At 31.1% G+C, this 15,294-nt stretch carries 11 protein-coding genes; 7 read left to right on the top strand and 4 right to left on the bottom strand.

Annotation, left to right across the window (positions count from 1 at the left end):
- The first annotated feature begins 108 nt into the window (after nt 1-108).
- Nucleotides 109-1,326, top strand: a complete 1,218-nt coding sequence (locus D4Z93_RS07650) for a multidrug efflux MFS transporter (RefSeq protein WP_119972093.1) — start codon at nt 109-111, stop codon at nt 1,324-1,326.
- Between the two features lie 36 nt (nt 1,327-1,362).
- Here the strand turns inward: D4Z93_RS07650 and D4Z93_RS07645 are convergent, their stop codons facing one another.
- Together D4Z93_RS07645 and D4Z93_RS07640 are read right to left on the bottom strand one after the other, a co-directional pair.
- A complete protein-coding gene (locus tag D4Z93_RS07645; protein ID WP_119972090.1) occupies nt 1,363-3,276 on the bottom strand; it encodes an ABC-F family ATP-binding cassette domain-containing protein in 1,914 nt (637 codons plus the stop codon).
- Between the two features lie 166 nt (nt 3,277-3,442).
- Nucleotides 3,443-5,074, bottom strand: coding sequence for an NAD-dependent malic enzyme (locus D4Z93_RS07640; protein WP_119972087.1), 1,632 nt, complete (start codon nt 5,072-5,074; stop codon nt 3,443-3,445).
- A 464-nt stretch (nt 5,075-5,538) separates the two neighbouring features.
- On the opposite strand from D4Z93_RS07640, the gene D4Z93_RS07635 reads away from it, so the two are divergent.
- The gene (locus D4Z93_RS07635; RefSeq protein WP_119972084.1) at nt 5,539-6,165 is read left to right on the top strand and encodes an epoxyqueuosine reductase QueH; all 627 of its coding nucleotides are present in this window, start codon (nt 5,539-5,541) and stop codon (nt 6,163-6,165) included.
- Between the two features lie 167 nt (nt 6,166-6,332).
- On the opposite strand, the gene D4Z93_RS07630 is transcribed toward D4Z93_RS07635, so the two are convergent.
- The gene (locus tag D4Z93_RS07630) at nt 6,333-6,959 is read right to left on the bottom strand and encodes a 3'-5' exonuclease (RefSeq protein ID WP_119972082.1); all 627 of its coding nucleotides are present in this window, start codon (nt 6,957-6,959) and stop codon (nt 6,333-6,335) included.
- 161 nt (nt 6,960-7,120) lie between these two features.
- Between D4Z93_RS07630 and D4Z93_RS07625 the strand changes: the two genes are divergently transcribed.
- Both D4Z93_RS07625 and D4Z93_RS07620 read left to right on the top strand, forming a co-directional pair.
- Nucleotides 7,121-7,696, top strand: a complete 576-nt coding sequence (locus tag D4Z93_RS07625; protein ID WP_119972079.1) for a DL-endopeptidase inhibitor IseA family protein — start codon at nt 7,121-7,123, stop codon at nt 7,694-7,696.
- Nucleotides 7,697-7,792: 96 nt separating this feature from the next.
- The gene (locus tag D4Z93_RS07620) at nt 7,793-8,452 is read left to right on the top strand and encodes a hypothetical protein (RefSeq protein ID WP_119972077.1); all 660 of its coding nucleotides are present in this window, start codon (nt 7,793-7,795) and stop codon (nt 8,450-8,452) included.
- Between the two features lie 223 nt (nt 8,453-8,675).
- On the opposite strand, the gene D4Z93_RS07615 is transcribed toward D4Z93_RS07620, so the two are convergent.
- A complete protein-coding gene (locus D4Z93_RS07615) occupies nt 8,676-9,206 on the bottom strand; it encodes an aminotransferase class I/II-fold pyridoxal phosphate-dependent enzyme (RefSeq protein WP_162920276.1) in 531 nt (176 codons plus the stop codon).
- 245 nt (nt 9,207-9,451) lie between these two features.
- On the opposite strand from D4Z93_RS07615, the gene ade reads away from it, so the two are divergent.
- The 3 genes from ade (at nt 9,452) to D4Z93_RS07600 (ending at nt 15,104) form a co-directional block, all read left to right on the top strand.
- The gene (gene ade, locus D4Z93_RS07610; protein WP_119972070.1) at nt 9,452-11,152 is read left to right on the top strand and encodes an adenine deaminase; all 1,701 of its coding nucleotides are present in this window, start codon (nt 9,452-9,454) and stop codon (nt 11,150-11,152) included.
- A 194-nt stretch (nt 11,153-11,346) separates the two neighbouring features.
- Nucleotides 11,347-13,188 (top strand): serine hydrolase, encoded by a 1,842-nt coding sequence (locus D4Z93_RS07605; RefSeq protein ID WP_119972067.1) that lies wholly within the window; start codon nt 11,347-11,349, stop codon nt 13,186-13,188.
- A gap of 203 nt (nt 13,189-13,391) precedes the next feature.
- Complete coding sequence (locus D4Z93_RS07600; RefSeq protein WP_119972064.1) at nt 13,392-15,104, top strand: methyl-accepting chemotaxis protein; 1,713 nt, start codon at nt 13,392-13,394, stop codon at nt 15,102-15,104.
- Nucleotides 15,105-15,294 lie beyond the last annotated feature (190 nt).

Raw genomic sequence — 15,294 nt, 5'->3', positions numbered from 1 at the left:
TTAAGTGAAAATGAGGCTTTTTTTAAAGATATAATTGATATACAATATATAAGGAATTTAATAAATAGTTTATACGAGGCGTAGAATTTAGAAAGAAGGATTTTATAATTGAAGTTATGGAAGAAAAATTTAATAGTATGCTGGTTTGGAAGTTTTGTTACTATGATAGCGTTAAGTCAGATTGCACCTATACTACCTATTTATATAAAGCATTTTGGAATTAATGACACATCTTTTATAGAACAGATATCTGGAATAGCTTTTGGTGTAACTTATGTTATCTCAGCAATATTTTCTCCAATATGGGGACATGTTGCGGATAGAGTAGGAAGAAAGCCAATGATTTTGAGAGCAAGTTTGGGTATGGCTATAGTTGTATTTGGTATGGGATTTGCAAAAAATGTATATGAACTTGTAGGTCTTAGAATGCTTCAAGGAACAATATCTGGATACTGCACTGCATGTACTACACTTATAGCAACGCAAACTGAAAAGAAACATGCAGGATGGGCACTTGGAGTACTTTCAACAGCTACAATTTCAGGTTCGCTTTTAGGGCCAATGTTCGGCGGATATATTGAAGAGGTATTTGGTATGAGAAATGTATTTTTTATAATGAGTATTCTGCTTCTGATCGCATTTATTACAGCATTTTTATTTGTAAAAGAAGATTTTGTACCTTCAAACGAAAAGGATCTTGGTATAAAGGATATATGGGAAAAATTGCCGCGTACGGATTTGATGGTTGTTATGTTTGTTACATCTTTTATGCTTCAGCTTGCATGTTATTCTGCAGAACCTATTATAACTGTGTATATATCTGAACTATCCAAGAGTTCGGTTCATATAGCACTTATTGCAGGAATAACATTTTCAGCTTCTGGACTTGCAAGTATACTGGCAGCACCTAAGATTGGTAAAATATCAGATGAGGTAGGTCCTGAAAAAGTAATGCCAATAGCACTTTTGGCGGCGGGAATTATTTTTATACCACAGGCATTTGTAAAAAATCCTGAGCAGCTTATGATACTTCGTTTTGTACTCGGACTTGCAACAGCGGGACTTGTTCCGTCCGTAAATACAATGGTAAAAAAGATAACACCAGATTCATTAACAGGAAGAGTATTTGGATTTAATATGTCGGCATTGTACCTGGGAACATTTTCAGGTTCGATTTTTGGAGCGCAAATAGCTTCACATTTTGGTATAAAATATGTTTTTATTATTACTAGTATACTGCTTATCATAAATGCCCTCTGGGTATATGAAATGCTTTGTAAAAAAATGCATTCGAAGGTGCATCATAGTTTTTCTGCTGCACATTAATAAGGATGAAAACATCCAAAGTTAAAAGGATGTTTTCTACCTATTTTTTTTGGCTGCTTTAATTTTTTCATTTAACTCGGTTAGATAGGTCCATCTATCTATCTTTTTATCAAGTTCAGTTTCCAGATTATTTTTCTCCTCCAGAAGTTTAGATAAAAGTTCATAGTTAGATGAAGCTTCCTGCATCTCTTTTTTCTTTTCATCAAGTTTGTATTCTAAATCCTCGATGATACTTTCTATCTCGTTAAATTCAAGTTGTTCATTGTATGTGAATTTTAATGGCTTTTCTGTATTTACTCTATTGTAAATTTTTTTAGTAACCTTTTTAGTGGGAGCAGTATCTTGTTTTTTTTCAGCTTCTATCTGATGGAAATAAGAGTAGTTTCCAGTGTATTCGGTTATTTTGCCATTTCCCTCAAATGAGAATATCTTATCAACTGTTTTATCTAGAAAATATCTGTCATGTGATACTGTTATTACAGCACCATTGAAGCCTTCTATATAGTCTTCAAGAACTGTCAGAGTTTCTATATCAAGATCATTTGTCGGCTCATCTAATAAAAGTACATTTGGATACTTCATAAGAACCTTTAGGAGATAAAGCCTTCTCCTTTCTCCTCCGGAAAGTTTAGAAAGTTGTGTCCACTGAACAGATGGATCAAATAAAAATTTTTCAAGCATTAATGATACATTTATTTTCTGACCGTCTTTTGATACAGCATATCGTCCTGAATCCTGTATGTATTGTATTACTCTTTGGTTTACATCCATGTCTGGAATTTGCTGAGAGTAATAACCTATTTTTACAGTTTCACCTATATCTAAAATTCCATGGTCGGGAGCTATGTCACCATTTAAAATATTCATGAAGGTTGATTTACCGGTTCCATTAGGACCAATGATACCAATTCTATCATCATTTAATATATTATAAGAAAAATTCTTTATTAATATTTTATCCCCGAAGCCTTTGCTTATATTATCAATATTTATAACTTTTTTCCCGAGCCGTGTACTTTGAATGGTAATTTCGAGATCTGAATTATCATTGAGTATTTTTTTATCCTGCAAGGTCTCGAATCGTTCTATTCTGGCTTTTTGTTTTGTGCTCCTTGCTTTAGCACCTCTTCTTATCCATGCAAGTTCTTTTCTTATAAGATTTTGTCTCTTTTTTTCACTGGCATTCTGTTTTTCAAGTCTTTCTGACTTTTTTTCAAGATAAGTGCTGTAATTTCCGATATAATTATATATATTACCTTTATCAAGTTCTAATATCTTGTTGGTTATCTTGTCTAGAAAGAATCTGTCATGTGTTACCATAATAAGTGAATCCGTTCTATTGTTTAGAAATTCCTCAAGCCATTCTATGGTTTCATCATCAAGATGATTTGTGGGTTCATCCAACATCAATATGTTTGAAGGCGTTATGAGGGCAGAAGCTAAAGCCGTTCGCTTTTTTTGTCCGCCGGATAATGTCGAAATTTTGGCATCAAAATCATTTATTTTAAGTTTTGTAAGTATAGTCTTTGCCTGACTTTCAATCTCCCAGGCATTACTAGCATCCATCTTTGAGTTTAAGTCAAAAAATTTATTTTGAAGTTCCATATCAGATGGATTTTCTCTAATCCTTTTAAGTGTATATTCATATTCTCTTAAAAGGTTCATAACAGGAGAATGACCATTAAAAACCTGTTCAAGTACTGTTAAATTGCTGGTAGTAAAGTCGGAGTTTTGTGGTAGATAGCCTATTGAAGCTTCATTTGATTTTGTTATTTTGCCGTCATCTGGTATATCAAAACCTGCGAGTACCTTTAAGAGAGTTGATTTACCACTTCCATTAAGACCTACAATGCCTACTTTATCCCCATCATTTATTCCTATAGATATTTTGTCAAATAAGGTTTTATTACCATAACTTTTACTTATATTTTCAGCGGTTAACAAATTCATTTTTACACATCCTTTGTTATATTCAATATATAGGATTTGTAATTCCAAGCTTAGACTTACTAGAAATTTTTTACGTGACGTATTTTGGAAATCCCGGCCGGAGCATAAGTTAAGCTTTCAGTTACAAAACCTATAAATGTTCTGCATATAAGGCATGCATTGAAATTTAATTGTATTTTGCTTCCCATATTTCAGCTTCAACTGCTTTTTCTGCATCAGATATAGGGGCCCTATTAATATTCTCTTTAACTGCAGCTTCTACAACAGCTGTTGCAACAAGCTTTGATGCAATTCTTAAATTTGATACTGGCGGCAGAAGGGGAGCTCCAGGTTTTGATAAATCCTGAAGTGAGGCTATACCATGTGCAGCAGCAGAAAGCATACCATCTGTAACTACTTTTGATTTTGCAGTTATTATGCCAAGCCCGAGTCCGGGATATAAAAGGGCATTATTAGCCTGACCTATTTCATATTTTATTCCGTTATAATAAACAGGGTCAGATGGACCTCCGGTTACAACCAAAGCTTTTCCACAAGTCCATTCTATTATATCTGAAGCTTTTGCTTCCGCAAGTTTGGTAGGATTTGATATAGGCAAAATTGCCGGCTTATCATTTACTTTTGCCATTACTTTTATTACATCTTCTGTAAATGCACCATGTACTCCAGAGGTTCCGATCAAAACAGTAGGTTTTACCTCTTCTATTATTTTAATTAGATCCTTTAACGAGGTTTTAAATTCTTCTTTTTTATGGGCGTATTTTTTTTGCCCTTCTGTTAAATCATTCATATCATCTGTAATTAGACCATTTCTATCAACAAGATAAAATTGTTTTTTAGCTTCATAACACGAAAGTCCAGTTCTTATTTTTTCCAAAAGTATTTGATCACATACTCCAACTCCGGCGGTACCTGCACCAAATACCAATATTCTATGATTTTTTACAGGAATTTTTGTAACTCTTGCCACTGCATTTAAAGCAGATACCATCATTACGCCTGTTCCCTGAATATCATCATTAAAAGTGCAAATGGTATCTTTATATTTTTCAAGAATTCTTCTTGCATTTCCACGACCAAAGTCTTCCCAATGTATCAAAGTTTCAGGAAATAATTTAAGACATACATTCACAAATTTATCTATGAAATCGTCATATTTTTGTCCGGTAACCCTTTCAAACTTATTACCCAAATACATTGGATTGTTTAGCAAGGTTTTATTGTTCGTTCCAGCATCTATTACAACAGGTAATACATTTTTCGGGTTTACCCCGGCAGCGATTGTATATACTGCAAGCTTGCCTATTGCAATATCTACGCCTTGTACTCCCCAATCACCTATTCCAAGAACTCCTTCACCATCTGTAACAACTATAAGTTTTATATCATCTAATTCGCTGGCAGCCTGAAGTATTGATTCCTTTATATTTTTAGGTTGGTCCACTGATAGAAATACAGCGTCTTTTGGTGTGTCAAATTTATCAGAATAATTCATTACTGCATCGCCTATAGTAGGGGTGTATATAATGGGTAAGAATTCTACAACATGTTTTCCGGCTGTATAATAAAATAATGTACGGTTAATATCATACAAATTCATTAGAAACAGATGTTTTTCAAGCGAATTTTCAAATGATTTGAATCTTTCATATACTATTTTTGCCTGGTCTTCTATACTATCTATTTTTTTTGGTAAAAGTCCGATAAGATTGTATTTTATCCTTTCATCTTCTGTAAAAGCAGTACCTTTATTTAAAAAAGGGTTTCTCAATAAATCTTGTCCTTTTAAGTTATTCATTGTACAATCGCTCCTTGCTAAGTTAGTTCTATTTTAACTCTCTTTATATATCTATATTTATATATTTTCCAATTAAATTAATAAGAAATACTGGTCATTATATAGGGTTTGTAAATTCCAAGTTTAACTTATGCTCCAGCTGTCACTTCCAAAATTCGTCACGTAAAAAATTTCTAGTAAGTCTAAGTTTGTATTTATAAAAATCTAAGCAGATTTTATAAACTCGCAGGCTCAAACATATAAAATCTACTAAGATTTTCAAAAATACTTCACTAAGACTTGCTAAAAAATTTTTTAATGTGCCTACATTTTGGAAATGTCAGCTTACGTATAACTTAAGCTTGGAATTATAAACCCTATAGTATTGTAAAAATTAATTATAACATAAAATATTTGATATTTGTGTCATATATAAATATAATATAGTATTGTAAAACAATTTGAGTTATTGGAAGGGGAATTGTATGAATATAAATTATCAGAAGAAACTTGATGAAATCATAAAAAAGGTGGACATAAATGGTGAAATCCCTTCATTAATGCTGCATAGCTGTTGTGCTCCATGTAGTAGTTATGTTATTGAATATTTATCTGAATATTTTAAGATAACAGTTTTTTATTATAATCCCAATATTTATCCTCGTGATGAATATTTGAAACGTAAAGTAGAACAGGAGCATTTTATTAATTCAATAAAAACTAAATATAAAGTTAACTTTATAGAAGGGGACTATGACAATAAAAAGTTTTTTGATATTTCTAAAGGGCTTGAGAATGAGCATGAGGGTGGCTTAAGATGTTTTAGGTGTTATGAACTTAGGCTATCTGCTACTGCAGAGATGGCAAAAAAATTAAAATCTGATTATTTTACAACAACTTTATCAATAAGCCCATATAAAAATGCACAAAAATTAAATGAAATAGGCGAGAGTTTATCTAAAGAATATAATATAAAATATTTGTACTCCGATTTTAAGAAGAAGGATGGTTATAAACGTTCAATAGAACTTTCAAATAAATATGGTTTATATAGGCAAAATTATTGTGGATGTGTATTTTCAAAGCGTGAAAGACAGCTTAGTCAAAAATAATTTTTTGTTTATAAATTGTTTATAAAATAAATAATTATTTAACATATATGACACATTACTGTAACAATATCCATGTAAAATATATAACATAATAATAATTTTAGATGATTTGAATATAATAAGTTCCCCTTATTATGTAATTCATTTTATGAAATAAGTACTGTGCTTTAATCAGTACTTATTTCATTTTTAAGCATATTTGAGAAATATCTTTTTGGTATATAACCATTTCTAATTCCTTCAGTGACGGTGAGATATGTTGCTGTTGTATCAAATCTGGCATCATGAAAGTTTCCACTGCCTTTAAAGTATTTTTTACTTAATGCATTTATATCAGAATTTGTTATATGTAGAAATTTTATAACTTCTTCAAGCTTTGGCATTTTACATTCATTATATTTGTTTTTTAAATTGCATATATTTTTGTAATAATTCATCGTGCAGAAGGTATGTTTTGGAATTAACTGTTCGCTGCATTCCTTGAGTTCAGTAGATAAAAATTTTATATCGAAATTTACATTATGTCCTATCAAAATATCTGCATTTTTAAAATCATATAAAAATTTGTCTAACTGATCTTTAAAATTTTTACCATGACTTAGTTTGTTTAAGGTTTCAACACTAAAGCCATGAATTTTTTCTGCACCTGGTTCAACATAGTTTACTTTGAAAAAAATATTGTTACCTGTAGTTTTATTAGGTTTTGTATAAGTATCAACAAGTATATAACTCAGTTGACATATATTACCGGGACGTATTCCAGTAGTTTCTGTATCAAAAAATATCATTTTCATTAAAAGTGTCCTCCTAAGTTTAAGTTCTTATATATTATAACATTAAATTTATCTGGAAATATATTCATTGAATTATTTTAAAATAAATCTCTAACTATATATTTATAGGGTTTTCGTAAGCCTTTTAAATAATTTTTTATTTTTATGTTGGAGGAATATTAATGAAGAAAATTGTGGTTATTGGAATTGTACTTATAATTGTTTTAGGTGGCAAAAATATTGATATAGTTCATGCTGATATCTTTGATAGGAATTATGATTTCCAAAATAATAATATTGTTTCTAATGATAAAATAAAGGAAATTCTTATAAAGAGTGATAATGCATTTAGAAAACTTTTAAAAATAAAGGTTGATTATAAGGAATGTGTAAATATTTCAGGTAAAAGTTATGCACGAGTTGAAGAAAATATAGAAAAATACGGTTCTGTTTATAATTATTTGGTCCAAAATAATAATTTAAAAAACTATTATACAGATGAATTTATAGATAAGATATCTAAATATATTTTTAAAAGAATTGATGGCAAATACTATATGCTGTATGGCAATCCAGAACCTAGAGTAATAGTAAAAAATTCCAATATAGTATCCCAAAAAATTTACAATAACAGAATATATTTAATAATTAAGGATTATACTTCTAATGATAAAGTTTATATGTATGCAAACATTCAATTGATTTTTAATGGAGATATGTGGATTATAGATAAATCTGATAATTGGGGCATTAGATAAATATTGCTGTAAAATAAAGATTAATTGATAAACTACGAAAAAAAAGTAGATAGGTAAATAACTGTATTATATACTTTTATTATTTTGGAGGATGTTATGTATCATACTAGTTTGATTCAATTAATATTTTTAATTGCAGCTGTTCTGTTGTTTATTTCAGGATTATACTTAATATTTATAAATAAAAAATTTAGAGTTCCAGGTATAATTCTTGCAGTTTCTTCTATATTATATTTTGGATTAACATTTTTATTATATAATTCTCAATCAAAAATAGATAATGTAAGTTCTCAGAGTTCAAATGCTCAAAATGTTTCAAATACTTATGCAAGTAATTCAACTCCAATAGTTTCTTCGAGTAAGAAACCGTCAAAATTTTTAACTATACCTGTGACTGAAGTCAAGAATACAGATATACAGCCCCTGGCAGCCGCTATTGAGTCTGATATAGAAACTGAATCTAATACAGATATCAGCAATGCGAAGATTACTGCGTCAGTAGATAATACTAAACCTACTATGGGACAGACTGTATATATAACAGTGACAGGACCTGTAGGAGCAAGCATATATGCTACAGCAAAATATAAAAATGCTTCAGTTTCAAGTTCTGGTGTTATAGGAAGTGATGGTACCACTAAAATTTCATTTGCAATGGGTAATGCAGCTCCTGGAGAAACTGTAAATGTAGATATGACAGCTATATTAAATGGCAATACCTATTACGCCCAAGTTTCTTTTACTGAAGCAAATTAAGCATTGCTCTAAACACATAAGTAGAATTCTTACTCCCGTGAAATACTGTAAGGCTTTGGCACGTTAAAACTTTTTATAAATCTAAGACTTGTGCTGTTAAAAATCTAAAAAGCCTGGATAAACTCGTACCTCAGACAGTATCCAGAACTTTAAGATTTTTAACAGCACTCCGTCAAGATTTATAGAAAAAGTTTTAAATGTACCTTAATTTGAAGTTCTTGTTCTAATTGTTCCAAACTATCGGGCGCGCAAATGGATAAACGCACCGCCCGAGCCGGTGATGTATTCCCAACATTATAGCGGCCGTTTTTATCCCCGGATATGTATGGGCATCTACGGCAATTTTATCTCCTTTATGAAACATTGCGGCTAAAATAGCAGTAAGTGCATTTTGCCCCCCTCCGGCAAAAAGAATTTGGTCGTGCTGCGTATGGTGCCCACAATAGGACATCAATTGAACGGCGGCTTCTTTTTGCCATTCGTCGGCACCGGGTGCAAAGTAGCTGAATAGTCGTTCAGCTCCTGTTTCACTCAACATTTCTTGGGCCATATTCAGCAAAATCGCGTTACCCGATGGTTCCGGCGCAGTAGGTCCCATATTAATCACATCATCTTTATCATGGTGTATCATTAGATTGCCGCTGTATGGCGCATCATAGGAAACGAAAGTACCTCTTCCGACCGTAGTTGATAGTAGTCCTTTCATTTCACACAGTCTAAATGCTTTTGATACCGTACTTACATTTACATCCAAAAAATCCGCCAACTGTAAAAAAGGCAGCATAAATCATTAGGTTTATCAGCTTTAAATGTATTTGGTAATATTTTTAAATTATTTTTCATAATCTGAAAGATCCTTTCGCAGTGTAATTATAAATTTATTAAATATTATTATATCATTTAATTTGATAAATATAATTAGTTTTGATAACTCTAAATTGACAAAAATAAATTCATATATATAATTAAATATAAAATTATTTTGAAAGGATAAATCAAATGATAGATATTTTAAAGAAGCAGAAAGCGGCCAATGGAATTGAAGATGCAGATATAGTTTTAAAGGGAGGAAATATAATAAATGTATTTACTGAAGAGATAGTTAAAGCTGATGTAGCAATAGTTGGTAAAACTATTGTTGGTATTGGAAATTATAGTGGTAATCTAGAAATAGATTGTACGGGAAAATATATAATGCCTGGTTTTATTGATGCTCATATGCATTTAGAATCAACAATGGTAATGCCTAATGAATTATCAAAGGTGATTTTGAAGTTTGGTACTACCACTTTAATAGCAGATCCACATGAAATGGTTAATGTAAAAGGAGAGGCGGCGCTTGATTTCTTAATAGATGCTGTAGAACAATCACCTGTTAATATATATATAATGATTCCTTCATCTGTTCCAGCTACAGAATTTGAAACTAATGGAGCAGGTGATTTTTTAGCTCAGAATATGGTTAGATATAAAGAAAATCCACGAATTTTAGGACTTGGAGAAGTTATGTGTTTTAGAGATGTTGTAAAATCAAAAAAGCATATACTAGACAAACTTAATTTATTTGAAGGTAAAATAGTTGATGGACATGCACCTGGGTTATCGGGCAAGGAACTTCAGTGTTATCGACTTTCAGGTATAGATAATGATCATGAAATTACAACAACTGATGAAGTTATAGAAAAAATGAGGGCAGGATTCTATATTCTCATAAGAGAGGGCAGCGGGGCAAGAAATTTAAATGAAATAATAGGTGGAATTTTAAGTAACGGACTTCCATTTGAAAGATGTATGTTTTGTACGGATGATAAGCATTTGGATGATATAGAGAGAGAAGGACATATAAACTATAATGTAAAAAAGGCTATTGAAATTGGGGTATCACCAATAAAGGCAATAAAGATGGCTACATATTATCCATCTTTGGCGTATGGACTTAAAGATTATGGTGCTATTGCTGCTGGTTATGCTGCAGATATTATTGTTTCCAAAGATTTAAAAGATATGGATATAGATTGTGTTTTGAAGGACGGACATATTGTAAATGGTGAATACCTGGATTCACTTAAGCATGTGACGCCTAATAAGGAACTTTTGAATACAGTTTATTTTGAAGATATAACCGAGGACAAATTAAAGGTTGAACTAAGAGAAAAAAACGATATTATAGGACTTATGAAGAACCAATTGACGACAAAACATATTGTTGAAAATATCCCGGGTAAAAATAATGTATTTATACCAAATGATGAATACTCTAAACTGTGTGTAGTTGAAAGACATGGAAAAACTCATAATGTATCGGCAGCACCCTTAAAGGGATTTGGAATAAAAAGCGCTGCAATTGCAACCACAGTGGCACATGATTCACATAATATAATAGCTGCAGGTGATAATGATAGAGATATAATTAAGGCAGTAAATCATTTAAAACAGATTCAGGGCGGTTATGTCATAGTATCAGGTGGTAAAGTGATTGATGCACTTCAGCTTAGAGTTGCCGGGCTTATTAGTGAGCTTGATAGTGATACGGTTAAAAACAAGGTAAAAGATATGGTTAAGCTTGCAAGGAGTATGGGGATAAAGGAAGGGATAGATCCATTTTTAACACTTTCTTTTCTGGCACTTCCAGTTATTCCAGAGATACGTCTTACTGATAAAGGACTAATAGATGTAAATAGTGGCAAGATTATAGGATGATTCTTATTTTAATACATTTATGCTTCATATAGGGTTTGTAATTCCAAGCTTAAGTTATAAATTCTACATGCATTGACATATATGCTATTAGATGGTAATATCAGTATTATCTAGTGATAGGGGATGTTATGAATTTAATAAGTATGTATAATATTATATCCCTTGATTTTAAAATTTGAGAGGGGTTATGTGTAATGATTAGAAAACGTATAGCAGATCTTCTTGTAATACTTGTACTTGTAACATCATCTACATTTACATTACCTGCTAGTGTCAGTGCTTCAACGACAGGAACAGCTATAAGCACGGTTAAGCAAGATACAAGTGAAATTGTGGTAAAGGTAAATGGAAACATTCTTAAATTAGATCATAAACCATATCTTGATTCTGATTCAAAAGTTTTTATACCACTTGCTCCAATTTTAAAACAAATAGATAATGATGCTGCAATTCGGATTAAAGGAAAGAATATTATTATAAAGACTTCCAGTCTAAGTATTAATTTTAATAATATGGATAAAAACATAATTGTAAATGGCAAGCTTGTGAAACTTTCTACTGCACCAATATTAGACAATGGACAAGTATTTGCACCACTTGAATTTATAAGTTTAATTCTTAATGAATTAGTTGATTTTGATAGTGACAATAATACTGTCAGCATATATGATATGGAAAGGAATACTGAAGAAGGTTTAAATAAGCAATTGTTTTATACAAAAGATAAAATAATTGCTACAAAATTAGATGACTATTTAACGGCACTTCAGAAATCAGATAATTTTCACGGTAGTGTTTTGATTGCTAAGGATGGTGACATACTTTTAAATAAAGGCTATAACATGGCCGACTTTGGACAAAATATTAAAAATACACCTCAGACTAGATTTTTAATAGGATCAATGACAAAACAGTTTACTGCAATGGCAATAATGCAGCTTGAAGAAAAGGGACTTTTAAGTGAACAGGATAAGCTTTCAAAATATTTGCCGGATTTTCCACATGGCGATGAAATAACAATATATAATTTACTTACACATACGTCTGGTATTAAAAGTTTAAATGAAATACCCGGTTTTTTAGAAATGAAGCCTGAAGATTTACAGAATATAAATATTGCAATAAATTTCTTTAAAAATCAGCCGCTTGATTTTAAACCTGGAACTCAATTTGAATACTCAAATTCGGGATATTTATTGCTTGGGTATATAGTTGAAAGAGTAAGTGGAATGAGCTATGAAAACTATCTCGAGAAAAATATATTTAAACCTTTTAACATGAATAATACCGGTATAGCGTATATGGGAAAACAAAAAATGTATAATTCAAATGGCTACCAGGGATATTTGGATGTAATACCGGTAAGTGATGAAATTGTAGTGGATGGAGTTCATGGAGCAGGAAATTTATATTCCACAACGGAAGACTTGTATAGATGGAGTGCTGCACTTAGTACGGATAAACTTGCAAGTAAAGAAACAATGAATAAGATATTTTCAAAATATGTTGAGATGGCGAAAGATAGTGGTATATATTATGGATATGGCTGGATGGTAGCTGATGGAAACAATGGGCATCAAATTTTTCATGGCGGTAATGTATTAGGGTATACGAGTGATATAGCTTTTTATACGGATAAGGGAATAACTATAATTATACTTACCAACAATGGATATTATAGTATAAATCCTCTTACATATAATCTCTCTAATATAGTACTTGGAAATAGATATGATATGCCTAAGGCTAGAAAGGTTATAAATATTGACAGCAGTGCCTTGAGTAAATATGCCGGAAAATATGGAATTGAAAATTCGGGGAATATATTAATTACAAATGAAGGTGGACATTTATATTATTCTTCAGATGCTGATAGTATTAAATATGAACTTTATGCAGAAGGATCTGATAAGTTCTTTTTAAGGATTTTAGACGGTGATATTACATTTGATAAAAATTCACAAAATGAAGTTACAGGTATGGATATTTATGCTCCGGGATACGGTATGCAAAATCATGTTGAAAAGATTAATTAAAATTTAGATATTTTAAAATATATTGCCTCTGACAATTTTTTGTTGGAGGTATTCTTTATAAACTGAAAAATTTGTTGATTTATAACTTATTTGGTAGTATTATATTACTAATGGAAAATAATTATTGATTAATATAATTATTTAATATGATTATATTATTGATTAAATTACATTACAATTTAACAAGCATGGGGGGAAATGATATGAATGTATTCAATAATCTAAAAATTAGGCAAAAATTAACATTGGGTTTTTCGGTAATGATTTTACTTATAGTATTAACAAGTATAGTTGGTGCATTGGGTATGAGAAGTATAAATCATAAGTCTAATGATTTATATCAGGACGATTTAAAAACAATAAAAAATTTGGATAAATTTGATGCGAATTCAATGCATCTTAGACTTGAGATTATAAACCTGGTAGAAAGCAGGGATAAAAGCAAGACTCAAGCAACTAAAGAAGTAACTGATAATCTTAGAGCTGAAAATGATAAAATTTTAAAGGAATATAAGGAAACAAATTTAACTGCGGATGAAAAGGTCTTGCTCCAAAGATTTGATGGTGAATTAACTGATTGGAGGAATATTTGTAATCAGATATTAAATTTAATGGAATCGGGAAAATATGATGAAGCTATGGTTTTAAACCAAAAAGCGGCTTCATATAGGAATAAAATAACTACGACTTGTGAAAATTTAGTAGAAATTAATACTAAAAAAGCCGAAAGTGATAACAATTTAAATCGTAATATGTACAGAATTTCACTTTTAATTATAATAATAATTGCTATAATAGGATTTGTTATGGCGGTATTAATTGGAGAAAGAATTACAAATTCCTTATTGAAGGAAATTAATAAAATTTTTAAGTTTAGTGATGAACTCAGCAAAGGAAAATTAAATAATACGATAGAAGTTCAAAATAAAGATGAAATATCTTTGATAGCTGAAAAATTGAACGGTGCAAATGATAACATAAAGAAACTTATAGTGGAGATAATTAATGAAAGCGAGGAAATGGGAGCTTCAAGTGAAGAACTATCAGCAACTACAGAAGAAATATCTTCAATGATGTCATCTGTAAATGAATCCACTGATCAAATAGCAAAGGGTTCTCAGAATTTGAGCAGTACAACAGAGGAGATAAGTGCTTCCTCGCAAAATATGAGCCAAAATGTAATTAAACTTTCTGGCGAGGCAAAGCAGGCAGCAGAATTTTCAACACAGATAAAGAGCCGTGCGATCGATGTAAAACAAAAAGCTTCAAAGAGCTTAGAAGAAGGCAAAAATATATATGTTGAGAAGAGGGAAAACATTTTAAAGGCGATTGAAGAAGGAAAGGTTGTTTCAGATGTCAAACTTATGGCGGATTCAATTGCGCAGATATCAGAACAGACCAATTTACTTGCACTTAATGCGGCTATTGAGGCTGCAAGAGCCGGCGAGCATGGGAAAGGATTTGCAGTTGTAGCTGATGAGGTAAGAAAATTGTCCGAGCAATCGTCTGATGCTGTTGGAAAAATAAATAAAATGGTATCGGCTGTTGAAAATGCTTTTAATAACCTGTCAAAAAGCGGTAATGAAGTATTAGATTATATTTCAAATGAAGTTCAGGCAAATTCCCAGCTTTTTATGGACACAGGAGTTCAATATGAGAAAGATGCTGATTCCTTAAATGTGATTGCCGAACATGTAGATTCATCTATGAAAGAAATAGGGCAAATGGTATCACAGATCAATTCGGCAATTGAAAATGCAGCATCAACGGCTGAACAATCTGCAGCTGGTTCTGAAGAGATACTTGGAAGTGTAAGTGAGGTTACAAAAGCAATTGAGGATATAGCAAATTCTGCGCAGAGTCAAGCAGAATTATCACAGAAATTTACTGATATAGTTAATAAATTTACTGTATAGGATTTGTAAATGAAAGCTTAAGTTATACTTCGGCTGACATTTCCAAAATGTCAGCTTACGTATAACTTAAACTTGGAATTACAAACCTATATATCAAAATTCAATTTATGCTTAAAGAATAGAGAGGATGTGCTTAACTAAAGTCCTCTCTATTTTTATAAGCTTAATAGATATACTCTAATATAAATTC

This window comes from Clostridium fermenticellae (genome assembly GCF_003600355.1).
GTDB lineage: Bacteria > Bacillota > Clostridia > Clostridiales > Clostridiaceae > Clostridium_AV > Clostridium_AV fermenticellae.
Note: the sequence above shows the minus strand (reverse complement) of the source record. Positions and strands in the feature narration are given on the sequence as shown.

Excerpts from the sequence above, each read along its gene's own strand:
- D4Z93_RS07645 (WP_119972090.1), bottom strand. The coding sequence starts at position 3,276 with ATGAATTTGTTAACCGCTGAAAATATAAGTAAAAGTTATGGTAATAAA.
- D4Z93_RS07640 (WP_119972087.1), bottom strand. The coding sequence starts at position 5,074 with ATGAATAACTTAAAAGGACAAGATTTATTGAGAAACCCTTTTTTAAAT.
- D4Z93_RS07635 (WP_119972084.1), top strand. The coding sequence starts at position 5,539 with ATGAATATAAATTATCAGAAGAAACTTGATGAAATCATAAAAAAGGTG.
- D4Z93_RS07630 (WP_119972082.1), bottom strand. The coding sequence starts at position 6,959 with ATGAAAATGATATTTTTTGATACAGAAACTACTGGAATACGTCCCGGT.
- D4Z93_RS07625 (WP_119972079.1), top strand. The coding sequence starts at position 7,121 with ATGAAGAAAATTGTGGTTATTGGAATTGTACTTATAATTGTTTTAGGT.
- D4Z93_RS07620 (WP_119972077.1), top strand. The coding sequence starts at position 7,793 with ATGTATCATACTAGTTTGATTCAATTAATATTTTTAATTGCAGCTGTT.
- ade (WP_119972070.1), top strand. The coding sequence starts at position 9,452 with ATGATAGATATTTTAAAGAAGCAGAAAGCGGCCAATGGAATTGAAGAT.
- D4Z93_RS07605 (WP_119972067.1), top strand. The coding sequence starts at position 11,347 with ATGATTAGAAAACGTATAGCAGATCTTCTTGTAATACTTGTACTTGTA.
- D4Z93_RS07600 (WP_119972064.1), top strand. The coding sequence starts at position 13,392 with ATGAATGTATTCAATAATCTAAAAATTAGGCAAAAATTAACATTGGGT.